20 protein-coding genes are annotated in these 22,440 nt (G+C 41.2%); 10 read left to right on the top strand and 10 right to left on the bottom strand.

From position 1 onward, the window contains the following. Positions 1 to 41 precede the first annotated feature (41 nt). Both I8752_RS23425 and I8752_RS23420 read left to right on the top strand, forming a co-directional pair. The gene (locus I8752_RS23425; protein ID WP_225895859.1) at positions 42 to 1,877 is read left to right on the top strand and encodes a sensor histidine kinase; all 1,836 of its coding nucleotides are present in this window, start codon (positions 42 to 44) and stop codon (positions 1,875 to 1,877) included. Between the two features lie 100 nt (positions 1,878 to 1,977). Continuing rightward, entirely contained in the window at positions 1,978 to 2,529 is a 552-nt protein-coding gene (locus I8752_RS23420) for a YdcF family protein (RefSeq protein WP_214434713.1), read from the top strand. A gap of 222 nt (positions 2,530 to 2,751) precedes the next feature. On the opposite strand, the gene I8752_RS38150 is transcribed toward I8752_RS23420, so the two are convergent. Continuing rightward, positions 2,752 to 2,880: a hypothetical protein gene (locus I8752_RS38150; RefSeq protein WP_263985991.1), complete on the bottom strand. Its 129-nt coding sequence runs from the start codon at positions 2,878 to 2,880 to the stop codon at positions 2,752 to 2,754. Between I8752_RS38150 and I8752_RS23415 the strand changes: the two genes are divergently transcribed. Continuing rightward, positions 2,822 to 3,373 (top strand): hypothetical protein, encoded by a 552-nt coding sequence (locus tag I8752_RS23415; RefSeq protein WP_214434650.1) that lies wholly within the window; start codon positions 2,822 to 2,824, stop codon positions 3,371 to 3,373. The genes I8752_RS38150 and I8752_RS23415 overlap by 59 nt on opposite strands. A 64-nt stretch (positions 3,374 to 3,437) precedes the next feature. Here I8752_RS23415 and I8752_RS23410 read toward each other — a convergent pair whose 3' ends face one another. Continuing rightward, the gene (locus tag I8752_RS23410) at positions 3,438 to 3,683 is read right to left on the bottom strand and encodes a hypothetical protein (RefSeq protein ID WP_225895858.1); all 246 of its coding nucleotides are present in this window, start codon (positions 3,681 to 3,683) and stop codon (positions 3,438 to 3,440) included. A 513-nt stretch (positions 3,684 to 4,196) separates the two neighbouring features. On the opposite strand from I8752_RS23410, the gene I8752_RS23405 reads away from it, so the two are divergent. Both I8752_RS23405 and map read left to right on the top strand, forming a co-directional pair. Continuing rightward, on the top strand, positions 4,197 to 4,712 hold the full coding sequence (locus tag I8752_RS23405) for a cupredoxin domain-containing protein (protein ID WP_214434649.1): 516 nt from the start codon (positions 4,197 to 4,199) through the stop codon (positions 4,710 to 4,712). Positions 4,713 to 4,954: 242 nt separating this feature from the next. Continuing rightward, the gene (map, locus tag I8752_RS23400) at positions 4,955 to 5,782 is read left to right on the top strand and encodes a type I methionyl aminopeptidase (RefSeq protein ID WP_214434648.1); all 828 of its coding nucleotides are present in this window, start codon (positions 4,955 to 4,957) and stop codon (positions 5,780 to 5,782) included. Positions 5,783 to 5,872: 90 nt separating this feature from the next. Here the strand turns inward: map and I8752_RS23395 are convergent, their stop codons facing one another. The 3 genes from I8752_RS23395 to I8752_RS23385 all read right to left on the bottom strand — a co-directional run bounded on the left by I8752_RS23395 (position 5,873) and on the right by I8752_RS23385 (position 9,338). After that, complete coding sequence (locus tag I8752_RS23395) at positions 5,873 to 6,865, bottom strand: hypothetical protein (protein ID WP_214434647.1); 993 nt, start codon at positions 6,863 to 6,865, stop codon at positions 5,873 to 5,875. A gap of 298 nt (positions 6,866 to 7,163) precedes the next feature. Next, a complete protein-coding gene (locus tag I8752_RS23390) occupies positions 7,164 to 7,721 on the bottom strand; it encodes a Uma2 family endonuclease (protein WP_214434646.1) in 558 nt (185 codons plus the stop codon). 99 nt (positions 7,722 to 7,820) lie between these two features. After that, entirely contained in the window at positions 7,821 to 9,338 is a 1,518-nt protein-coding gene (locus I8752_RS23385; RefSeq protein WP_214434645.1) for a hypothetical protein, read from the bottom strand. Positions 9,339 to 9,565: 227 nt separating this feature from the next. Here I8752_RS23385 and I8752_RS23380 point away from each other — a divergent pair, with 227 nt between their 5' ends. Beyond that, positions 9,566 to 10,963 carry an amidase gene (locus I8752_RS23380; protein WP_214434644.1) on the top strand — a complete coding sequence of 466 codons (1,398 nt, stop codon included), beginning with the start codon at positions 9,566 to 9,568 and terminating at the stop codon, positions 10,961 to 10,963. Positions 10,964 to 11,300: 337 nt separating this feature from the next. Here I8752_RS23380 and I8752_RS23375 read toward each other — a convergent pair whose 3' ends face one another. From I8752_RS23375 to cysS, 4 genes are all read right to left on the bottom strand, one after another. After that, positions 11,301 to 12,647, bottom strand: coding sequence for a TldD/PmbA family protein (locus I8752_RS23375; protein ID WP_214434643.1), 1,347 nt, complete (start codon positions 12,645 to 12,647; stop codon positions 11,301 to 11,303). 166 nt (positions 12,648 to 12,813) lie between these two features. Beyond that, a complete protein-coding gene (locus I8752_RS23370) occupies positions 12,814 to 14,253 on the bottom strand; it encodes a TldD/PmbA family protein (protein WP_214434642.1) in 1,440 nt (479 codons plus the stop codon). A 185-nt stretch (positions 14,254 to 14,438) separates the two neighbouring features. Beyond that, entirely contained in the window at positions 14,439 to 15,578 is a 1,140-nt protein-coding gene (locus tag I8752_RS23365) for an AI-2E family transporter (RefSeq protein WP_214434641.1), read from the bottom strand. 248 nt (positions 15,579 to 15,826) lie between these two features. Continuing rightward, on the bottom strand, positions 15,827 to 17,320 hold the full coding sequence (cysS, locus tag I8752_RS23360; protein ID WP_214434640.1) for a cysteine--tRNA ligase: 1,494 nt from the start codon (positions 17,318 to 17,320) through the stop codon (positions 15,827 to 15,829). Between the two features lie 191 nt (positions 17,321 to 17,511). On the opposite strand from cysS, the gene I8752_RS23355 reads away from it, so the two are divergent. Beyond that, on the top strand, positions 17,512 to 18,633 hold the full coding sequence (locus I8752_RS23355; protein WP_214434639.1) for a CobW family GTP-binding protein: 1,122 nt from the start codon (positions 17,512 to 17,514) through the stop codon (positions 18,631 to 18,633). A gap of 47 nt (positions 18,634 to 18,680) precedes the next feature. On the opposite strand, the gene I8752_RS23350 is transcribed toward I8752_RS23355, so the two are convergent. Then, positions 18,681 to 18,830 carry a hypothetical protein gene (locus I8752_RS23350; RefSeq protein ID WP_214434638.1) on the bottom strand — a complete coding sequence of 50 codons (150 nt, stop codon included), beginning with the start codon at positions 18,828 to 18,830 and terminating at the stop codon, positions 18,681 to 18,683. A gap of 160 nt (positions 18,831 to 18,990) precedes the next feature. Here I8752_RS23350 and I8752_RS23345 point away from each other — a divergent pair, with 160 nt between their 5' ends. From I8752_RS23345 to I8752_RS23335, 3 genes are all read left to right on the top strand, one after another. Beyond that, positions 18,991 to 19,755, top strand: a complete 765-nt coding sequence (locus I8752_RS23345) for an ABC transporter ATP-binding protein (RefSeq protein WP_225895857.1) — start codon at positions 18,991 to 18,993, stop codon at positions 19,753 to 19,755. Between the two features lie 215 nt (positions 19,756 to 19,970). After that, positions 19,971 to 21,290, top strand: coding sequence for a CHAT domain-containing protein (locus I8752_RS23340; RefSeq protein WP_214434637.1), 1,320 nt, complete (start codon positions 19,971 to 19,973; stop codon positions 21,288 to 21,290). A gap of 15 nt (positions 21,291 to 21,305) precedes the next feature. After that, positions 21,306 to 22,440: WD40 repeat domain-containing protein (locus tag I8752_RS23335; RefSeq protein ID WP_214434636.1), on the top strand; the 1,135-nt coding region annotated here is incomplete at its 3' end.

Below are 22,440 nucleotides of genomic sequence, written 5' to 3'. Positions count from 1 at the left end.
CGCTCAATCAACATTAGCCTTTGGGTGCAAGTTTAAGTTTTATGAGCCGCAATCAACTATCGCTCTGGCATCAAACGCGCCAACAACAGGACATCTTGTTGGCAAAACCTGCACGCTTAGAACTTGTGCCCGAAAGAAACTCCGATTTAGAATTGGCAACAGCAGAGAAACTGCGTCGTACCCAAGAGGAACTCCAATGGTATCGCAGGCTGTATGAAAACACTCCCGCTGTGTATTTCAGCTTAGATGAGACAGGAATAATTGCGTCTGTAAACCAGTTTGGTGCAAATCTTCTTGGTTACACATCGGAACAATTGATCCAACAGCCTGTCTTTAGCTTGTTCGCTCGCTCAGACCAACAAAGACTCTGCGAGTTATTTAAAAGTTTATTAAAAATTTCACCTCACGCAGCTGTTGGAGAGTTTCGTTTAGATTGCCCTACCAGTAATATTGCATGGGTAAAAGTCTTGGTGCGGATCTTGCCTAGTAAAGACGAGTCTTTTCTAGTGGAGGAAAGCCAACGCACACTTGCTACTCTATCCTATTGTTCAGGTATCGCAAAGCAGTACGAAAACGACTGTGTTGTTGAACGGGAAAGCGTTTCGCTGACAACTGCGGAAACTCCTGCTTCACAATGTTCTCAGAAAAGTCCTGTCATACTCATGGTATGTGAAGACATTACGGCTCGCAAACAGGCGGAAGATGCTTTAGAAGAAAGCGAACAACGCTTTCAAACCCTAGCCAATAGCGCACCAGTAATGTTGTGGATGGCAGGATGTGACGGACTATTTACCTTTTTTAATAAGTCTTGGCTAAATTTTACAGGACGCAGCTTGGAGGAACAGCAAGGTTGGGGCTGGTTGGAAGGAGTGCATCCGCAAGAGCGGAATTTCTGCCAAGAAAATTATGATTGTGCTTTCCACGCACGAGTAAAATTTGAGATAGAGTATCGCCTCAAGCGACATAACGGTGATTATCGTTGGCTCTTAGATACTGGCATCCCTAGGTTTACACCCAGTGGCAAATTCGCTGGTTATATTGGTTGCTGTGTTGACATTACAGAGCGTAAATTAGCAGAAGTTGCTCTCAAACAAAGTCAACAAGCAGCACAAGCGCGATTAGAGGAAATGGAAAGCCTAAATCGCCTCAAAGAAGAATTTCTCAGTATGGTTTCTCACGAGCTACGCACGCCATTAACTAATATGAAAATGGCGATTCAGATGCTGGGAATTTCACTGCATCAAGAGCAGAACTTTTTAGCCCAAATGGCAAAGCCAGCAGCAGAACGCTCAAAAACGGCTCGCTATTTTGAAATTTTAGACAAAGAGTGCGATCGCGAAATCAACTTAATTAATAACTTCCTGGATTTGCAACGACTAGATAGCAGTGCTAAACCTTGGGTGCTGGAAACAATTCAAGTACAGCAATGGCTGTGGCGGGTAGTAGAGTTATTTAAAGCACGCAATAGCAATTCCTGTAAACAAAAGTTACGCCTCAGCATAGCCCCGAATCTTCCTCCTATCGCCTGCGATCCATACAGTTTAGAACGCATCTTGATAGAATTGCTTACCAATGCCTGTAAATTTAGCCCTCCAGATGCAGAAATCACCATTTCCGCTCAACAAAAAGGTCACAACATCCAGTTTCAAGTAATTAATTCTGGTGTGGAAATTCCTAGTTCGGAATTATCGCGGATTTTCGAGAAATTTTACCGTATTCCCAGCAACGACCCCTGGAAGCAGGGCGGCACAGGATTAGGACTGGCACTAGTAGAAAAACTTACAAAACATTTAGGAGGAACAATAGAGGTTGAAAGCGGGTCAAATCGTACCTGTTTTGCTATTCAACTAGCCCTAAATAGCGAACAAAGAGAGTAAAAGGGATTGGGGATTGGGTTGCCAAACGCTCATATTATTGCAGAACGTGTCCCACGACAAAATTAAAAAACAATGGCTCGTGCTGGCAATACTGGCTTTAATGTCTGCCTTAATGCTGGCGATCGCATCTACAGCATTGAGTATCTATGCTTACGGCAACAGCGATCGTAATATCAAGGCAGAAGCAGCAATTGTTTTAGGGGCAGCAGTTTGGGGAGAAGAACCATCTCCTGTTTTCCGAGAACGCATCAACCACGCCATTAATCTATATAAAAATGGTCAGGTTAACACCATTATTTTTACTGGCGGAGTTGGCGAAACCAATGAACCCGCCGAAGCGATTGTTGGTAAACGCTATGCGATCGCCCGACAGGTAAAACCAGCCGATATTCTCATAGAAACTACATCTCACACAACTCACCAAAACCTAAAAAATGCTCTTTCAGTAGCATCTACTGACAAATTAACCAAGTTTCTTATAGTTAGCGATCCATTGCACTTGAAACGAGCTGTATTAATGGCACGAGATTTAGGAATGGATGCATATCCATCCCCCACACCTACCACCCGCTATCGCAGTGTTCGCGCTCAAATGGAATTTCTCATGCGAGAAACTTATTTTTACTTTGTTTACCTTGTGTTTAAAATTTAACTGCCAACTTGCAAATCAAAAATGAAGCATAAAAGCTAGAGCATCAACTATGGCCGTAAGCTAATAATCATTCAAATTGCATCCCCCGAAGTTTGCTCAACGGGGGGAACCCCCCGAAGTTCGCTTGGAAGGAAACCCTCCTGACGACTTCTCTCCGCGTCTCCCCTTCGCCGCGTCCCCGCGTCTCCGTTTCGCCACATCCCCGCGTCTTTTATTTCATCCTCATTCTTCAACCCGGAAGTCAAGACAGAATACCTGAATAAGTACCAGTAACTGACCAAAAATTTTGCTAATGAGAATGTGGGCTGCGACAGTTGTATTAACTTCTTCTTGGCTACTAGCTGGGGTCATGGCTTCTATTTCTAAGCCAATTAATGCTACTTTAGCTTTTAATGGCAATGCTATGGCTTCTTCTCAGTCAATATCTCAGTTAAGCAATACTAAAGCGATTACTGTCAGTAAAGCTGAGTTCGGAGTATTGAGAGTTGGCTTAAATGGTACAAGTAATTTTACCCCCACTACCAGAATACTACTAAGCCAGGGTGGCAAATACGGCTGGCGTATTCAACTTAAGGATTACAAGGGTGAAGTAACATGGCGAGAAGTTTTACGATTGCCAAAACGTCCAGAAACCTGGGCTACAGATGATGGTGAAAACTTCTCAGTATCTAAAGATGGTATTGAAGCTGTAACCAACCGTACAGAATCAACCTCAAATGGCATGATTGAAAATTTTTGGACAATCACTCCTGGCGATCCGGGTGGTAACTATACAACACAAGTTTACATTGATGGCCGTCTCATTGCTGCTTTTGAGTTTGAAGTTATTTCTCTGAGAAGGTAATCAAAAGTTAATTTCTTTAATTGATAAATTTCTCTCAATATTGAGAGAAATTTTCCTTTACTGTTTAACTACGGACAGTTAAAGCTAGACGGTGTGCTAGCAGTTCCTTTGCTCGCTCTGCAAATTGGCATTCTTGCTGTTGAATTTCGCGGAAAAACTCACTAAGTTCGGTATCTCCGTTTTCTTCTGCATCTTGGTAGTAAATTTCATAGGTTGCAGCGCCTTCCAAAGTGTGGTAAAGAACGCTAACTAGGTCGTAGAGGTCGTCACTGGTTCCAGTGTTGCGATCGCCGTTAATTGTGTTAGTCATCTCATATCCTCCAAATCCAAATTGGTAGAGATTCCACTGTTGTGTTTGTCGCTGATTGTTACTCAGAGAATCTTTTCTAGTCTTGCAAGCGAAAGTTTTATGTAGCAAAACTATTAGATTTGTATGGCTATCCTAAAAGAATACGATCGCTCTTTCTTCTAGCTAACGAAGGTAATAATTGATGGGTTGCTCTTCCTTGAAGAAGGTATCAGTATTAAAATAAAATGTAAGTCCGAATACAAGTTATTGACAATCAAATTAAAACTGATTAACTTTTGATGGCTATTGGTAACTATAAACTAACTGCCTAGACCTGCGGCAACTTTTATAGGACTAGCCCTTTCCAACTATCATGTATTTTTATTAATATTTTCGGCTCTAAGTTGTCAAAAAATTAACTTTTGAACCACACAGACACATGCAACTAGATAATGAATAATTAGAGGTGTATGGGCTAGGTAAAAAATTTTCTCTCATACCTTACTCTTAACTTTTGTAGAACTACAGATAGCAATGACCTGGTTAGTTCAGATTACTTATAATTATTTATATCAATTTTCTATTAGTTGGTTGCAGCTACTAAGACGTATATCTTTGATATTGTCTTTGACACTGTGTCTGAGTTTCATCGGTGCTATTCCTGCGATGGCAGCAAATTCTTCTAGTGGTTTGCTCAAGCAACCTGCCATAGAAATTACAGTTAGTTTAAGTAATGCTGCCAATGAACTCAAGTTTGAACCAAATCACTTAGAATTAGTGGCTGGCAAACGCTATCAACTGCGGCTGAATAATCCTAGCCAACTGAAACACTACTTTACTGCCAAAGATTTTGCAGATGGCATCTGGACACAAAAAGTCGAAGCCAGCAAGGTAGAAATTAAAGGAGCCATCCACGAACTAGAACTGAAGCCAGGTGCTGAGGCGGAATGGATGTTTGTATCGCTGAAACCAGGAAACTACAGTTTACGCTGTTCGATACCAGGACATACAGAAGCCGGTATGACTGGAGAGATTCTAGTCAGCAATTAAAGATTTATCTGCATTGCCCGAAACCCCTAGTAGGGGCGTACCGCTAAAGCGAAACCCGCAGGGTACGGCTGTTTGCCTTTATATCATTTCACCAGATGTCTAATGGGAACGATACCGCGATCGCTAGGTAACAGAGCGCAGGGTGAAAAATAAGTTAACGTTAAATATAGATATTTTTTTCAACTAACCTAGAAAAAACACTGTCACCATAGCAGCAAAAAGCCAGTAATTATTAATTTCCCATGAATATTTTCAGTAACTTGCTTTCTCAAACACCTAAAACTACATCTTCACCAAAACAACGCCGAGGTATTGAAATCAAATCGCCGCGAGAAATTGAAATTATGCGGCAATCAGCAAAAATTGTGGCAACCGTACTCAAAGAAATTTCTGAGTTGGTAAAGCCCGGAATGACTACATCTGACTTGGATGCTTACGCAGAAAAACGCATTCGAGAAATGGGCGCAACACCTAGTTTTAAGGGATATCATGGTTTTACTGGTTCTATATGTTCCAGTATTAACAATGAAGTTGTCCACGGTATCCCCAGTCCTAAGAAAGTGATTCGTACTGGAGATGTATTAAAAGTAGATACAGGTGCTTATTACCAAGGCTTTCATGGTGATTCCTGCATTACGATCGCTGTGGGTGAAGTCACCCCAGATGCTGCTAAATTAATTCGCGTAGCTGAAGAAGCCCTTTACAAAGGCATTGAACAAGTCAAAGCCGGAGTATACTTACTTGACTTGGCTGGAGCAATAGAAGACCACGTGAAAGCTAATGGTTTCAGTGTAGTGGAAGAATTCACTGGACACGGTGTTGGTCGTAACCTGCATGAAGAACCCTCAGTATTTAACTTTCGCACTAGGGAAATGCCAAATGTTAAACTCCGTGCGGGAATGACATTAGCAATTGAACCAATTTTGAATGCAGGTTCGAGACACACACGCACATTATCTGACCGATGGACAGCTGTTACTGTAGATAATTCTCTGTCAGCGCAGTTTGAGCATACAGTTTTAGTAACAGAAACTGGCTATGAGATTTTAACCGATCGCTCTAAAGTGTAATTGCTTAATTATCTGTTAATGAGAGAGGCAAAGCGTCAAAGAGGACGACTTGCCTCTTTTGCAATAAATATTTTTTGTCTTATAAGAGGTCTATTCTTCGGAAAGTAAACTAAGTAACTTTTGAAAAAGAGGCATCAAAAAGGAGTAACTTCGCCATATAAAGAAAATCCCTAGTATTACACTAAAGCTACCTAAAGCAGGAGATAAAAACACAAGTATCAACATTCGCCTCACAAGACCGATGATTATAAATCCTGCAATTATCAAAATTACTACAACACCAAGAACACGACCAATTTTAATTTGTGGTTTATTACTTTTTGGAGCCTGCGGTTTAAATTGATTGGTTTTTGACGATTTGCTAATTACTCCTTGTGTATGAGTCATTGCTACTTTTGAATTTTTTTGTTCCAAAGTTTCCAATTCAGAATTAGTTAATAAGAAAGATTTAAGTTGGAAACATTGCCCACTCTTCAGTTTTTGCTTATAAATACCTACAGTTTCAAATTTGCTTAAATCTAAGTTTTTTAACTCTTTATAAATATTTTCTGCAAAAACAGCTGCATCTAAAAATTGATCTGTTTCTGCAATGACTTTAAGCAGTTTATCTTCTGAAATGACTTTGATATTCATTTTCTCATTTCCTATAATGCGATTAAGATGACTTGCAATAGCATCTAAACCGCTGGTAGGAGCAAGTTCCTCAATACTGTTTGTTTGCTCTGCTGATGTGTCCTCAGTCTTTATATTTTGAGTATTATTCGCCAAATTATCTGCTAAGAAATTTTCTGCTTTGCTTAACGAGTAAGCTTGGCTCCAACTAGGGCGTTTTTCACCTGTTTGCTTACCATAAACTTGAAGGGAATCTGCTAGTTCTATTGCTAGCTTCGTCATTCCTTGCACAACAAACGGGGCTACTGCTTTTTGGTCAGGGATTGTTGCTGATTCTAATAGCACATATACACAACTATCTCGAAAAGTAACCTTAGCAGTTATACCTTTTGGCTGTAGTTGACGATTCATTAGGCTTGCGATCGCATCTGCATTGCCTTGTTTAGCCATTTTCAGTAAATCAGTTACCATAATTCTAAATAAAAATACTTAAATATAATTAGGCAGGTTTATTAAACCTGTAATCTTTTATGCATTGAACATGAAAAACAAGTATGTTTAGTCACAAGTTATTTAATAGCTTTCCCATTTTGAAGATAAAAGCAATCAGTTTGAATCCAGTTAAAAAAAATATTTATGACTTATAGTTATAACCAAGCTACACTGATACTCACGGTGTATGCTCTTTTTTAAAATGTTAGATGATATTTAATTACTCTCTGCATTTCTACTTTTTTATGTAAACTTCTATCATTTATCTAGGGACAAATTAGGGAATAAATAACTCAGAGAAAGGTATTTCGATTTGGGAAAAAGCTAATGGTGTGATTATTGCATCTTGTCCGAGAACGGTTTCTTCTTGGTATCCTAACTCTGACGGGTTACGGAAAATATAAACTTGACATTTAATAACATCTAAAATCCAGTAATCAAGAATATTTGCCCTAGCATAAATAGGAGCTTTTTCGTCACGGTCAATATTTAAACTACTATAAGCCACTTCAATTAATAGTAATATTTCTGAAGGTGTAGGATGATGGTCAGCATATCCGTTCGGATCAATGCAGACTACAGCGATATCAGGTTCGGGTTCTGAGGTAGACAAAGTAATAGGCAACTGAATTCTAATATCTGCCTTATTTTTGAGTAAATTTTGCAAATAGCGGTCTGTACGTTGGGTAGTTGCTGCACTAAGTGGGGTTTGTGGACTCATTTGGATAATACGACCGTCTAAAAGTTCAACCTTGTCGTTAGAAGTCAGAATGCCAGCCTCAATCATGCGGTGATATTCTTCTACCGTCCACAAGCGGTTTTGGGTAGCGGTCATTGTTTTTATCCCCCTGTTGTCTTGTGCTGAGGAAGTTGATTATTTCTATTTTCCCGTATTTTAAGAGGCGATCGCTATCTATAAAATCTTTTGCAGCTTTTAGTTTTCTATGATTGTACGCATTGCTGCATAATTAGTTTTATAACGAGGAAGCATCTCTTTAGCCTGTTTAGAGATAAAGGTATTTTCTGGAATAGTTTCTAACAAATTGATTGCTTGCTGCCATTTGGATTTTGCTTCCTCCAAAACTACTACCGAACGAGGTGAATTTTGTGCAAAAAAAGTAGCTTCCGTTGCTAGCTTTTGTGCTAATTGCCAGTTCGCCAATGCTTGTTTTTCATTTGAAGCTTTTTTGCTGATAGCAGTATAGTTCAGACGATAGCGAACTAATTTATGCTGTGCCTGTTCAAAAACAGATGTTCCTTTAGGAATACTTGCTAATAACTTTATGGCTTGTTGCCATTTAGTTTCTGCCTGTTGCCAAACTATTAAAGGATGCGGTGGTTTTTGTACTAAAGCAGAAGCTTCCAGACCGAGTTTGAGTGCAGATTTAAAATTAGCAGCAGCATTTTCTTCTTGATTGAAGCTGAGGCTATTTTGTGGAATATTTGTAATTTTATCCTTACCGAGCCAACCACCAAAACCTAAGACCCCTAAACTAAAAACTATAATTAAAGTTAAACGTCCTAATTTAAATATCTTAGGTGGTTTTTTTTCTAAAACATTAGGTAATACTTCTATTTGATGTTTATTATCTTGTTGTTGACGTTCTTGCTCAAGATTATTTATGCATTGTTCTGCTTGGTCTATTAAGGATTTAGCCTGTAATAATAAAGAATCAATTCTCTCTTGAAATAATTCGCAATCATTTAGAACATCAGTAAGTAATTGAAATTTATCATCACAAGATATAATTAATTCGCGATCGTCTTCTAACCATTCTAAAGTAAAACCAGATTCTCCACAGAATGATGATACGCCTAGCAATATTGTTAATAAATTCTGGCTATTCTTGATAATATTGATAATATAATTGATTCTTTGCCGTACTTCTAAGATTTCTTCTGGCAAATTACTAATTCGTAATACTTGCTTTTGCAGAACTTGAGAATTACTTAATGCTAACTTTATTCCCAAAGTTTCATCAATTTCTTGAAACTTAGCTGGTAAACTAGGATATTTTATATCAGAATTAAGTTGTTGGACTAACTGAGAGTCACTTAAAATATCTGCGGCCAGAGCTTGAAGTAAATCACCCCACTCCAGCCAGCAATCAATTTTAATTTGTAAATCTGTTAATGATATTTCTGTTTCTGGGTTACCAAATTTTTCGGTGACGAATATTACTCTGCTATTGATAGCTGTATCTAATAAATAAACACTAGATTTTAATAAAGTTGCTACCGTACCAAGACGAGGAAGCGTATTAACCGCCTTGTTTTTAACTTGTGCAAATCTAATTTCTTGAGTAATTAATTGTTGAACGTTTCGTAGTCGTTCTTGAATATTATTTATGACAAGAATTTGTTGCATGATTTCATGAGAATTGCCAATAGTCAAATTTAGGCGATGAAAAAGTTTTGGCAATTCAGTAATAAGCGTTTCTAGCTCGACCATAAATATCCCTTGGGGATTTATCGAAAGTTTATGCGAAAAAATAAAAATGTCTAGGCAGTCAGGTTATAGCTAAAGTAAAAGCTTAACTATATCTGTTGAAGTTAAGCATCCCGATCAATTAACAAATCTTAGGAGCGATAGATTTATAGTTCCCGGAAATTTTGCTAAAGTAACAAGTCCAGTTTGAAACTTGTAGATAAAGACAAAATTGCTCGATAACTAACCTTATGAATGAAATTGATTTAGCTTTTACTCCAGCATTACAGTTAGCGCAGTTAATACGTCGCCGAGAAGTGTCGCCCTTTGAGTTGGTAGAAATATATTTAGAACGGATTCAACAGTTAAATCCCCAATTGGGAAGTTATTTTACGGTCACGGCAGAATTGGCGATCGCAGATGCCAAAGCCAAAACAGAATTACTCACAACCACTTCCCAACTACCGCCGTTTTTTGGCGTACCGATTTCTATTAAAGACCTCAATGCTGTAGCAGGTGTGCCTTGTACTTTCGGCAATCCCTTACTACTGAATAATATTCCTGAATTTGATGATGGAGTTGTAACGCGAATCAAGCAAGCTGGGTTTATTATTCTCGGTAAAACCGCAACCTCCGAATTAGGTTCGTGTCCTTACACCGAACCTACAGGGTTACCCCCAGCCAGAAATCCCTGGAATTTAGAATACACCCCTGGCGGTTCCAGTGGTGGCGCAGCGGCATCAGTAGCAGCCGGATTGTGTGCGATCGCTCAAGGTTCTGATGGTGGTGGTTCGATTCGCGGGCCTGCGGCTTGTTGTGGTGTGGTGGGAATTAAACCATCGCGGGGAAGGGTAAGTAAAGCACCTGTAGGCGATCGCCTCGCGGGAATTTCCACCAGTGGCCCCATCGCCCGTACCGTCGCTGATGCTGCTGCTTTGTTAGATGCAATATCTGGCTATGTCACAGGCGATCCTTATTGGCTACCAGATCCCGAACCATCATTTCTAGCCGCTACCCAAACAAAACCCGGTGCTTTGCGAATTGCCTTTGCCACCAGTATCCCTCCTTTGGGAGAAGCTGATGCTAGCTGTCAGCAAGGTGTGCTGCAAACAATCCAGTTGTTACAACAACTCGGTCACATAGTTGAAGAAAAATGTCCAGATTTTAGCGGCTTAGTCGAACCTTTCCAAATTGTCTGGCAATCTGGGGTGGCTGCATCAGGACTTCCCCCACAGGCATTGCAACCGTTGAATCGCTGGTTGTTGGCAAGAACGGGTACGATTACTGAATACATTCAAGCAGTTTACCAAATGCAAATAGTTGCACGGGAAATTGTAGCGTTTTTCAATACCGTGGATGTACTAGTTTTGCCTGTGTATCTCCATTCACCGATCCGTGTTGGAGAATGGGCTTCCTTGAGTCCAGAAGAGACATTCCAAAATATTATTAACTGGGTTGCTCCTTGTCCGCCAGCTAATGCTACCGGATTACCAGCGATCGCACTTCCCGTAGATTTTGATAGTCAGGGTTTACCGATCGGCGTGCAGCTAGTTGGCAAACCTGCGGCTGAAGCCACTCTCATCAGCCTAGCAGCCCAACTAGAAGCCGCTAAACCTTGGATTCAACATCGTCCGGTCTTTGCTACATAGAAGTTGTTAACGAAGGCAGGAGGCCGTTTTTGTAACGGGGATTTATACCCCGCTCCAAAAACTTTTCGCCTTAAAAGGTAAGGTTTTAGACCCGATTCTTTCGATAAGCTAAAGCGCATTTAATTTTCAGAAATAGGACTTACGCAAGAACTCTTTGAAACTCTCATTCCTTCGTGTCCTTTGCGTCCTTCGCGGTTCGTTTTTCCGTGACCTGTGCGTAAGTCCTGAGAAATACTCATAGTGGTGTTGACTATTGATAGTCAACAGTCAACTTTGGTCAATATGCAATTTAAACTCTTCCAGGGCGATTGAACTTATTCTTACCTTAAGAAAGCAATTACAAAGTATATGTAAAATCATTCACTAACATACCAGGAACTAGACTACCTCCTAGTTGGCGACTTTCATAAGTTCCAACTTCCGGGATAAATTCTTGAAAATTGGTGAAATCTACTAAGTTTTCTCCCCAAAAGCGGTAAAGACTTTCATCAAAACGTAGGTTTTCTATAGGAGCAATTATTTCTCCTTTTTCTACCCAAAAACAGGCATAGCGGGTCATACCTGTAATTCTACCGCTGTGGCGATCGCTCCAATTCAAGTAATGCAAATTAGATACATATAATCCTGTATCTAAAGTTGTCAGAATTTGCTCGGTTACTAAATTTCCAGAACTCAGCTCTGGCGCGCGTAAGGTTTCTGAACTATTAGCACCATTGGCAATTTTTTGATATTCTTTAGCAGTGCGAGAGTTCACTAAAGTGTTAATTAAAATACCTTCTTCTACAATTGGTAACTCTGGGGCTGCCATTTCTCCTAATTCATTAAATCGCGGCACTCTACCCAATTTAAAATTTTCTTTCAAACTCACTATAGAAGAAAGTTGTTTTTCTTGACGTGCTAGAGAAGCTAAAGCACTGTTTCCTTGTTGGATATCTGCTTCGCTTATAGCTCCCCAAGAAAGCATCATTAATAAATCGGCAACAGCAGCAGGTGCAAAATAAGTTTTGTATTGTCCTCGCGGCAATTCTTTAGCAGAATTAGAAAGTAATTCTAATTGTTTTTTGGCTTGGCTAATTTTAGATATATAAGCATCTTCGTCCCAGTTACTACCTGCAAAAGTACCTTTCACAGCTTGTCCGGAGATAGTAAATAGAGAATAATCTAAGGTAAAAGAATCTGTGGCAAACCAGTGTTTTTGTCCATTAGAATCGCCGTAAGCTTTAATTACTACTCCCCCAGCATATAAGCCAGTAAAATCTAATTCTGCAACTTGCTCTAATACTGTTGGTACAACTGCTTCTGCTGCCAACAATTTGCCAGAATGTACTTCTCGACTAATGTTGGTTTCTGATGGCAAAACTAAATATGGATCGATAGGTAACAAAGTCAGTTCGTCACGCAATTCCTGTAAAGCTTTGTATCCTTCTTGCCAGTCTAAATCCCAATTTCCGCTAAAGGGAAACTGGCGAAAACTACTGCGTTGATTTTCCATCAAAGTCAGTTCAATCCAACCATCAGTGACACAACCAGTTTGCCGTACCTTGGCATGATTAAAACGAGTAAATTGACTGCGTTCGCTGCTTAATTTCACAGTGAATTGTTCGCTTGCTGTTTTTTTAACCAGCAAAGTTTCAATCAGTTGATTAAAGCTGACTTCTAAAGCTGATAATTCGTCAATTTTCATACTTAACACAGAGAAAAAGATGAGGGGATGAGGGAGATGAGGGGGATGAGGGAGATGAGGGGGATGAGGGGGATGAAGGGGATGAGGAAGAAATAATAATTACTTCTGCCACCTGCCTCTTGTAGAGACGCGATTAATCGCGTCTCTACGACTACTGACAACTGACTCAACTTCCTCCGCCAAAAACTTCGATGTTAGCAAATACGCAAGCAGGCGAACCGTGTCCGACGGAAATGGCTTGATTTGGTTCGCCTTTGCCACAGTAAGCAGTACCGTACATTTGCCAGTTGGAGGCATCCCCTACTTGAATTAAGCTGTGCCAAAATTCTGGGGTTGTGGCTCGATAATTGGGATTGCGGAGGGTTTTGGTGAGTTTACCGTTTTCAATTAATTTGGCATACTCGCAACCAAACTGAAATTTATAACGGCGATCGTCGATTGACCAAGACCGATTAGACTCCATGTAAACACCATTTTCTATCCCGGTGATCGCTTGTTCAAAGCTGACGTTCCCTGGCTCTAAGTTCAAGTTTGCCATGCGATCGATTGCAGGACGATTCCACGAGCAAGCACGGGCACAAGCTACTCCCGGTACACCTGCTCTAGCTTGACTTTCCAGGCTGCCCAAACCCCGCTGAAGCACTCCTTCTTTAATCAAATACTCGCGTGTGGCTACAGCACCAGTATCATCAAAGCCGTAGCTGGCAAATTCTCCTGGTACGGTAGGGTCAAAGGTGATGTTCATCAATGGCGAACCATATACTAGTTTGCCAAAATCACTTTTGTTAACAAAGCTGCCTCCGGCGTAATTGCGCTCATCTCCTAAAATACGGTCAATTTCTAGGGGATGCCCCACACTTTCGTGGATTTGCAGCATCATTTGGTCTGAGGCTAAAACTAAATTGGTGCGCGTGGTTGGGCATTCTTCGGCTGTCAATAGTTCTATTGCTTGTTCGCCAATTTGTTGCGCCCGATCCCATAAGTTATCTGTTTGTAAAAGTTCTAGTCCGCCTTGGTAACAATGTGCTTGCCAACCGTTGTTACTGCGTTGTTGCACAATTCCCTCATCTTGGGCAGTAGCACCGTAATGAGTTCCCAAAGATAGAATTTTTTGATACACTTCTGAACCATTACTGCTGACAAACCAAGTCTCGCGCTCGTTGGTGCTGGCGGTGGCGCTGGTTTGTACAATCTTGTCGTTGACTTTTAACCTCTGGCAGATCCGAACCAGTAAATCGTTGATGTCTCCAGGACTAAGAGCATTAAATGGTTGCAAAAACGGAGAGTTATATTCACCCACAACTTTGGGGCGTTGACTTTCACTAACTGGATATATCCACCATTCACTGGAGAAGAGTGCCTGTTTGTATGCTGTTTGGGCAGCAGCTAAAAGAGAAGTTAATTCTAGAGAATTGGTAGCGGCATAACCAATACCACCATTAACTAAAACTTCTAGCATGGCTCCCACAGTAGAGGTTTTGCCGTTGACTTGCGGTAAGCCATCACGAACAAAACGGGTAGTGGAATTTTCCTTGACGGCTCTAATCCCGATCCAATCAGCGGGAATATCAAAAGTAGCGATCGCTTTTTTGAGTTCAGACCACATATATTAGTGCTGAGTGCTGAGTGCTGAGTGCTGAGTGCTGAGTGCTGACAGACGCGATGAATCGCGTCTGTACAAAGAAGTGCTGAGAGACGCGATTCATCGCGTCTGTACAGGAGTTAAAAAAGTTTTTTATTGAAAACTCTAACTTCTAGCTGAGTATATTTGTTTTAGCAAAATAAGTTAACTTAATTTTCTGGTAATTTAGATCCATCGGCTGATAGTTTACCTGAATCGGATAATGGATGATTATCTGAATTTCTTGGGATGTCGTAAATAGTGGTTTGTTCGGCCAACAATTTTGGACGTAAATAAAGATTTTCTAAAAGCACGGCTACATCTGCTACCCAAGGCGGGACAATCACAGCGCCAATAATCCCTAAAACTTGTGTGCCTCCTAAGACTGCTAAAAGTTGATATAAGGGATGAACTCGCACTGAAGAACCTACTAGTAAGGGATCGAGAACGTAACTTTCTAAATTCTGGATAATCACAAATAACAGCAGTACCCAAAGAAAAGTTAATCCTCCTTGAGGTATAGCAACGATTAAAGCTGGAATTGCTCCCAATATTGGCCCGACAAAAGGAATTAGATTTGTAAATCCAGCAATTACGCCTAGTGCTAGAGCAAACTCTGATAGCCCTAAAATACTCAAACCTAGGGTAATGACAATACCCAAAATAGCTGAAACCACAACTCGACCTTGAACGTAACCACCCATACGCCGAGAAATTGGTACAACTTGGGCGGCGAGGCGTTCTTCCCAAGGTTGGGGAAATAGCTGTATCAGTCCTATAACTAAATTTTCGCTACCCGCAACCATATAGCCAGAAATGACTAAAGCTAAAATCAGATTTACCACGCCGCCGAGAATGCCACGAGTAAAGCCAAACGAACGAATGAGTAACTGTTGACTAGAACTAAACAACCAATTGGTAAGAGCTTGAATATCAAACAATTGGTCTATGGACTCGATTTGAGTAATTCCGATTCGCACCGCTAAATTTTCAGCAGCTGTCCGCAGATTATCTAAATAAGCTGGAAGTTTACTGACTAAGCGCTGAATTTGCTCAGAAACAGATGGGCCAATAATCAAACCCGCGCCAATCAATCCAGCTATTAGACCAACATACACTACAATTACACCGAGCCAACGAGGCAGACGCAATCGTTCGGCGGCAGTAACTATGGGTGCGATCGCCGCTGCCAACACTACCGCCACCATTAAAGTTACTAACAAACTCCGTAATTGCCACAAGATGATAACTGTAAAACCAGTGGCAACAATTAGCAAAAGGTTAGATAGAGAAATAGTTTGACGCTTCATATCTAGGGATTGGTGATTGGCGATTAGGGATTGGGGATCGGGGATTAGAAGCATTTATAACTAAATTTCTTTCCCAGTCCCCCTTCGGGTGACGCTCGCAAGCTCGCTAACGCTGCGCTAACGCAGTCGCCTGATGCCACTTTGCTCAAGTCGGGAAACCCGCCCACGCAAGTGGCTGCGGAGGGAAACCCTCCCGCAGCGCTGTCTCACCAGTCCCCAGCCACCAATACCCAGTCCCCAGTCCCAGCCTAATTGCGATGCCAGCGAGTGCCATCCCGACTATCAATTAAGGTAATTCCCTGTGCTAGTAGTTCGTTCCGAATGCGATCGCTTTCAGCAAAATTCTTAGTTTTTCGGGCTGCTTGTCTTTGCTCAATTTTCGCCTCAATTTCTGCATCGCTTATACCGTTGCTTTGATGGGTTTCTGCTTCTGGCTGAGTTTCTAAACCCAAAACACTAGCCAAAGTGACGAGAGTTTGCCATTGACGCTGTAATTCATCAGGTGGTGTTTCAGTTTTCCCTTGATGCACCAAGATATTTCCCTCGCGTTGTAGTTTTTTAGCTAATTCAAACAGCACTGTTAATCCACCAGGGAAATTAAAGTCGTCATTCACAACTTCTTGAAAGCGTTCAATATGGGGATTAGGTACTGGGTATTGGGAATTGGGTATTAGAATATTCCCAGTCCCTAGTCCCCAGTCGCCAGTACCTAAATTCCAACCTAGTTTTTCCCCGTATTGGTAGCCAAAGAGTAAACCTGCTTTTAGGGTGTGCCAGCCGTTGGTGGCTGCGGCGATCGCTTCATGGGTAAAGTCAATCGGTGTGCGATATTGAGCCATCAGCACGAACAATCGCACTGCCATTGGGTCAACTCCCCGATCTAGCAAATCCCGAATAGTGGTAAAATTGCCCAAAGATTTGGACATCTTCTCACCATCGACTTTTACCATGCCGTTGTGCAGCCAGTAACGCGCTAGGGGTTTTTCTGTGACTGCTTCTGATTGAGCGATTTCATTTTCATGGTGAGGGAAAACTAAGTCTTCACCGCCAGTGTGGATGTCAATGGTTTCGCCAAGGCGGTCGCGTACCATCGCGGAACATTCGATATGCCATCCCGGACGACCTTCACCCCAAGGTGATTGCCAAGCGGGTTCTCCTAGTTTTGCTGCTTTCCACAAAGCAAAATCAAACGGGTCTTTCTTCTTTTGATATTCTGGATCGTCTATGTTGACGCGATCGCTTGCACCAGCTCGTAAATCTTCTAATTTGCGTCCGGAAAGCTTCCCATATTCAGAAAACTGGCGCACTGCATAATAAACATCGCCATCGGCGGGGTAAGCAAAGCCTTTGTTTTCCAACTCATAAATTAGCCGCTGAATGCCATCCATCGTGTGGGTTGCACGAGGATATTCATCGGCTTCTTTGACTCCCAGCCGTGCCATATCTTCAAAATATGCTTTGATAAAGCGATCGGCAACCGATTCCATTGTTGAATGTTCTTGGCGCGCGCGATTAAGAATCTTGTCATCAATATCGGTAAAATTTTGGACGTAGCGTACTTCATAGCCGATAAACTGGAGGTATCGCCTGACTACATCCCAAACAATGCAAGCTCTAGCATGACCCAAATGGCAATAGTCGTACACCGTCACGCCGCAGTAATACATCTTAACCTTGCCTGCTTCGACTGTTGTAAACGGTTCCTGACGACGAGTGAGAGTATTGTAGAGGGTTAGGGTCATAACAGAGTAATGCTGAAATAGAGAGATACGTAATAATAGGGTAAAGCAGCTGGGATGACAGTCCAGCATCCCTATGCTAGTGTTTTCTGGACTATCTGCGCTACCTTTGCTAATTTTTTGTACCTTGCACAAAGGCGCAGAAGCATCTCCTGAATTCTTTCCTAATTTTTTGATTTTTTCATTACAGCGCTATGCAATCAGCCGTTACCCCCGAATCTCAAGCAATGGATGCGCCCAAACAAGGAATGCCAGTCACAATTATTACTGGATTTCTCGGTAGTGGCAAGACGACTTTACTTAATCATATTCTGACCAACCAGCAGGGTTTGAAAACTGCTGTATTAGTAAATGAATTTGGCGAAATTGGCATCGACAACGAGTTAGTTGTTTCCACTGGCGAGAACATGGTGGAACTAAATAACGGTTGTATTTGCTGCACTATTAATAATGATTTAGTAGATGCCGTTTACAAAGTTTTAGAACGCCAAGAAAATCTAGATTATTTAGTAGTAGAAACAACTGGATTGGCTGACCCCTTACCTGTTGCGTTGACATTTCTCGGTACAGAATTACGAGATTTAACTCGTCTAGATTCAATCATCACCGTGGTAGATGCGGCAAATTACAGCCTAGATTTATTCAACTCACAAGCAGCTTACAGTCAAATCTCCTATGGTGATATTATTCTGCTGAATAAGACAGATTTGGTGGAAGAATCTGCACTGAAGGAATTGGAAAGAAAAATTGGCGAAGTCAAAGAAGGAGCGAGAATTATTCGCACCACGCGATCGCAAGTACCGCTGCCTTTAATCTTGAGTGTGGGGCTGTTTGAGTCTGACAAGTATTTTGATACAGTTGATGAGCATGACCACGAGCATGACCATCACGACCACCACGACCACGACCACTCAACATGCGGTCACGACCATCACGACCACGACCATCATCATCACGACCACGACCACCATCATCACCATCATTCCGATCATTTAGAAAATGATGGTTTTACCTCAATATCTTTCCAAACTGATAAGCCTTTGTCGATTAGGAAGTTTCAATATTTCTTAGATAACCAATTATCTACAAATATCTTCCGAGCAAAGGGGATTATGTGGTTTGATGAAAGTCCAAAGCGTCATATCTTCCACTTGTGTGGCAAGCGCTTTACTTTGGATGATGATGAATGGAAAGGTCAACAAAAAAACCAGATAGTATTAATTGGTCAAAATCTGGATAAGGAAACTTTACTCACTCAGTTAGAAAACTGCATTTGTTTACCTTCCACAAATCGCGGTAAGGGCTTTGGAAGATAATCCAGCGAAGAGTTAAGAATTAGCTCTTGCCACGCCAGTAGGGTGTGTTATCGCGTAGCGTAACGCACCCTTCGCTCCCTAGAAAACAAAATCCAAATATTAGGTATAGGCTTTGGCGGTGGTGCGATCGCCTCTAGTATAATCGTCCAACACATCGACACAATTAACCAACTTTTAACAGCGATATCTCCTAACAATCCACACCATCCCTTTTTCGCATCTTTAATTTTTGAGTGTTTTAGCTACATTCTTTTTTATTGGCGTAGGTTGGCTAGTAACTAAGCGTAAATATTATCCTAGATAAGAGAAATCATAAAACTTTTGTAAAGACGCGATTAATCGCGTCTCCAAATCCTTATGGCAAAGACTATCTCAATTACTGATTCTCTAGTTCCTAATCCCGTACCAAAATCAACTATTATTCGCTTAGAAAGTATATATAAAATTTACGGTAGCGGCGAAACAGAAGTACGAGCATTAAATGATGTCAACTTGATTGTAGAACAGGGCGAATATTGTTCAATTATGGGGCCTTCTGGTTCGGGTAAATCCACAGCCATGAACATTATCGGTTGTCTAGACCGTCCCACAGGCGGACATTATTATCTAGATAACGTTGATGTCGCACAAATGAACGATAAAGAGTTGGCACACATTCGTAATAAAAAACTGGGGTTTGTGTTCCAACAATTTCACTTGTTACCCCAACTGACAGCATTAGAAAATGTGATGCTGCCAATGGTCTATGCTGATATTAATCCTAGCGAAAGACGCGATCGCGCCGCAGAAGCACTGCAACGAGTAGGTTTAGCCAATCGCCTCAACAACAAACCAACGCAACTATCAGGTGGACAACAACAAAGAGTAGCGATCGCTCGTGCCATTGTCAACCGTCCCGTTGTCCTCTTAGCCGATGAACCCACTGGCGCACTTGATTCTCGCACCACTAGCGAAGTCTTGGATATCTTTAGCGAACTCAATAACAGTGGAATTACCGTAGTTATGGTTACTCATGAACCAGATGTTGCTCGACAAACCAAGCGCATAGTTTGGTTCCGCGATGGTCAAGTAGTACATTCAGACTTGACTCCAGCTGACTTAAACCACTTAGTAACATCATAGTCAATCAACTCTGGATGTTTTAATTATGACAATAAGTATAAACCAAGGTACTGGTTACAATTTAAAATCTACAATGGTATAAGTTTGCTTATATTCATTTATGTGAGAATCTAGAAGTGTTGTCTTGATATAACTTTTGACATCACAATTTTGTGGAATCAAATTTTGTTGATTGTATCAAGACCTAAACACTACCGCTTCTTTCAGCCTCTCCCATGAGTAATAACACTCGTGTCAAAACAATTTTGATTTTGACAGCTAACCCCGTAGATACCGCTCGTCTGCTGCTGGATAAAGAAATACGAGGAATTAATGAAGGGTTGCAACGGGGAAAAGAGCGGGAGCAGTTTAAATTAGAGCAGGTAAGGGGAGTGCAATTGAAGGACTTCCCTAATGAAATATCACATCATCAGCCCTACATAGTCCACTTTTGCGGGCATGGTGTTGGAGAAGATGGTATTGTCCTGGAAGATGACAATGGACAAATGACTCTTGTGCAGGCAGATGTTCTTGCCGATATGTTTGAGGTGTTTGCCAGCAAAGGTGTAGAGTGCGTAGTTTTGAATGCTTGTTATTCAGAGGTACAGGCGCAGGCAATTAGCCAACACATTAACTACGTAATTGGTATGAATAAAGCTGTTGGAGATGAAACAGCTATAAAATTTGCTGTAAATTTTTATAGTTCCCTTGCTAATGGCTATACATTAGAAGAAGCTTATAATTTAACTTGTTTGATAAACAAAGATTCTCGGAAATATCAAACTTCAATTATTAAGAAAGATTCTTCAACTACCTTTAAAACTGAAGTTATAATTCAAACTTTGCTAAAAAAAGAGAATCCCTTTGGACTTCGCGGACGCATTACCGACCCTACAAGATTTTTTAACCGTGAAGAGTTAATCCGGCGAATTTTTGAAGAACTAAGCAAAGGCTCTAACCTTTCGCTGGTGGGAGAAACGCAGATTGGTAAGTCCTCTATTTTATCGATGATTTGTCAGTGGGGGACAGAACGGTTACAACTTCCATCTGAGGCATTTATCTATATAGATATGCAAATTATTCACAACGAACTAGAATTTTTTGAAGCGTTATGTGAGGAATTGAAAATTGATAACTGTCGAGGATATAAATTAGCGCGTAATTTACGAGACAAACACCACATTCTTTGCATAGATGAAATTGAGAAAATGACTTGCAAAGAAAATTTTACTTGGAATTTGCGTAGCGAATTGCGAGGACTGGCTGGAGATTCTGATGCTCCTTTGTCATTAGTAATTGCCAGTCGTTCTCCCCTCAAAGATTTGTTTGATGATTGCTCTAATGAAACATCTCCTTTAGCAGGTATTTGCAATCAACTGGATGTCAAGCCATTTTCTTTAGAAACAGTACGTAAGTTGATTCAGCACAACTTGCAAGGAACTGGCGTAGTTTTTATGGAAAGTCAGATTCAAGACTTGTTTACACACAGCAAAGGTCATCCCCAACGTTTGCAAGAAGCCGCAGCCGAACTATTTCGACATCTCACCCAAAGCTGAAGGTAAAACCTCACTATGCCCAACTTTCCCAAATATAGAGGTTATCTGCCCGAAACTCTCAACCCGCTAAATCCTCGCCATTATTTTTTGCTGGCTTACTGGATTTTCTTTCGTCCTACAGCATTCCATTGCTATCTGTACCAAGCTGCACCAGAATGCTATCAATTGCGAGGACTGAGTAAAATTCGTTCCACTTGGGGTATTTTTGCGTACCGCAATCTTTATCTTATGGCTCCCGCAGCGGTTTTGTTATTGGCACTGTTTTTGGTGGCGTTGGGTGGATTTTACCTTCTTTGGACTTTACAAAGTCATACTGACTCGGTTACGGCTGTAGCTGTGACACCCGACGCAAAGCAGGTTATTTCTGCTTCAGATGACAAAACCTTGAAAGTCTGGGAGTTGAAAAGCGGCAAATTACTGCACACTTTCTTGGGTCATCCTGGCTGGGTACGTGCTGTAGCCGTAACACCCGACGCAAAGCAAGTAGTTTCTGCTTCAAGGGATACCCTAAAAGTCTGGGAGTTGAAAAACGGCAAATTACTACACACCTTGTCCAGTCATTCTAACGTGGTAGTTGCTTTAGCTGTGACACCCGACGCAAAGCAAGTAGTTTCTGCTTCAGCTGACGAAACCTTGAAAGTCTGGGAGTTGAAAAACGGCAAATTACTACACACCTTAGGTCATACTGACGTGGTAAGTGCTGTAGCTGTGACACCTGACGGAAAACAAATTATTTCTGCCTCAGCTGACAAAACCCTGAAAGTCTGGGAGTTGAAAAGCGGCAAATTACTACACACCTTGTCTGGTCATTCAGACTGGGTAGGTGTTGTAGCTGTGACACGTGACGGAAAACAAATTATTTCTGCCTCAGCTGACAAAACCCTGAAAGTTTGGGAGTTGAAAAGCGGTGAATTACTACATACCTTGTCCGGTCATACTAGCTTGGTAAGTGCTGTAGCCGTGACACCTGACGGACAAAAAGTAGTTTCTGCTTCAAATGACAAAACCTTGAGAGTATGGGAATTGAAAAGCGGTGAATTACTACATACCTTGTCTGGTCATTCTGGCCGGGTATTTGCTATAGCTGTGACACCCGACGGACAAAAAGTAGTTTCTGCTTCAAATGACAAAACCTTGAGAGTATGGGAAT

This window comes from Dendronalium phyllosphericum CENA369 (assembly GCF_016056275.1).
In the GTDB taxonomy this organism is placed as follows: domain Bacteria; phylum Cyanobacteriota; class Cyanobacteriia; order Cyanobacteriales; family Nostocaceae; genus Dendronalium; species Dendronalium phyllosphericum.
This window is presented reverse-complemented; position numbering and strand designations above follow the sequence as displayed.

Bases quoted from the DNA above. Each gene is read 5' to 3' on its own strand.
- I8752_RS23425 (WP_225895859.1), top strand. From the start codon at position 42: ATGAGCCGCAATCAACTATCGCTCTGGCATCAAACGCGCCAACAACAG.
- I8752_RS23420 (WP_214434713.1), top strand. From the start codon at position 1,978: ATGTCTGCCTTAATGCTGGCGATCGCATCTACAGCATTGAGTATCTAT.
- I8752_RS23415 (WP_214434650.1), top strand. From the start codon at position 2,822: ATGAGAATGTGGGCTGCGACAGTTGTATTAACTTCTTCTTGGCTACTA.
- I8752_RS38150 (WP_263985991.1), bottom strand. From the start codon at position 2,880: ATGACCCCAGCTAGTAGCCAAGAAGAAGTTAATACAACTGTCGCAGCC.
- I8752_RS23410 (WP_225895858.1), bottom strand. From the start codon at position 3,683: ATGACTAACACAATTAACGGCGATCGCAACACTGGAACCAGTGACGAC.
- I8752_RS23405 (WP_214434649.1), top strand. From the start codon at position 4,197: ATGACCTGGTTAGTTCAGATTACTTATAATTATTTATATCAATTTTCT.
- map (WP_214434648.1), top strand. From the start codon at position 4,955: ATGAATATTTTCAGTAACTTGCTTTCTCAAACACCTAAAACTACATCT.
- I8752_RS23395 (WP_214434647.1), bottom strand. From the start codon at position 6,865: ATGGTAACTGATTTACTGAAAATGGCTAAACAAGGCAATGCAGATGCG.
- I8752_RS23390 (WP_214434646.1), bottom strand. From the start codon at position 7,721: ATGACCGCTACCCAAAACCGCTTGTGGACGGTAGAAGAATATCACCGC.
- I8752_RS23385 (WP_214434645.1), bottom strand. From the start codon at position 9,338: ATGGTCGAGCTAGAAACGCTTATTACTGAATTGCCAAAACTTTTTCAT.
- I8752_RS23380 (WP_214434644.1), top strand. From the start codon at position 9,566: ATGAATGAAATTGATTTAGCTTTTACTCCAGCATTACAGTTAGCGCAG.
- I8752_RS23375 (WP_214434643.1), bottom strand. From the start codon at position 12,647: ATGAAAATTGACGAATTATCAGCTTTAGAAGTCAGCTTTAATCAACTG.
- I8752_RS23370 (WP_214434642.1), bottom strand. From the start codon at position 14,253: ATGTGGTCTGAACTCAAAAAAGCGATCGCTACTTTTGATATTCCCGCT.
- I8752_RS23365 (WP_214434641.1), bottom strand. From the start codon at position 15,578: ATGAAGCGTCAAACTATTTCTCTATCTAACCTTTTGCTAATTGTTGCC.
- cysS (WP_214434640.1), bottom strand. From the start codon at position 17,320: ATGACCCTAACCCTCTACAATACTCTCACTCGTCGTCAGGAACCGTTT.
- I8752_RS23355 (WP_214434639.1), top strand. From the start codon at position 17,512: ATGCAATCAGCCGTTACCCCCGAATCTCAAGCAATGGATGCGCCCAAA.
- I8752_RS23345 (WP_225895857.1), top strand. From the start codon at position 18,991: ATGGCAAAGACTATCTCAATTACTGATTCTCTAGTTCCTAATCCCGTA.
- I8752_RS23340 (WP_214434637.1), top strand. From the start codon at position 19,971: ATGAGTAATAACACTCGTGTCAAAACAATTTTGATTTTGACAGCTAAC.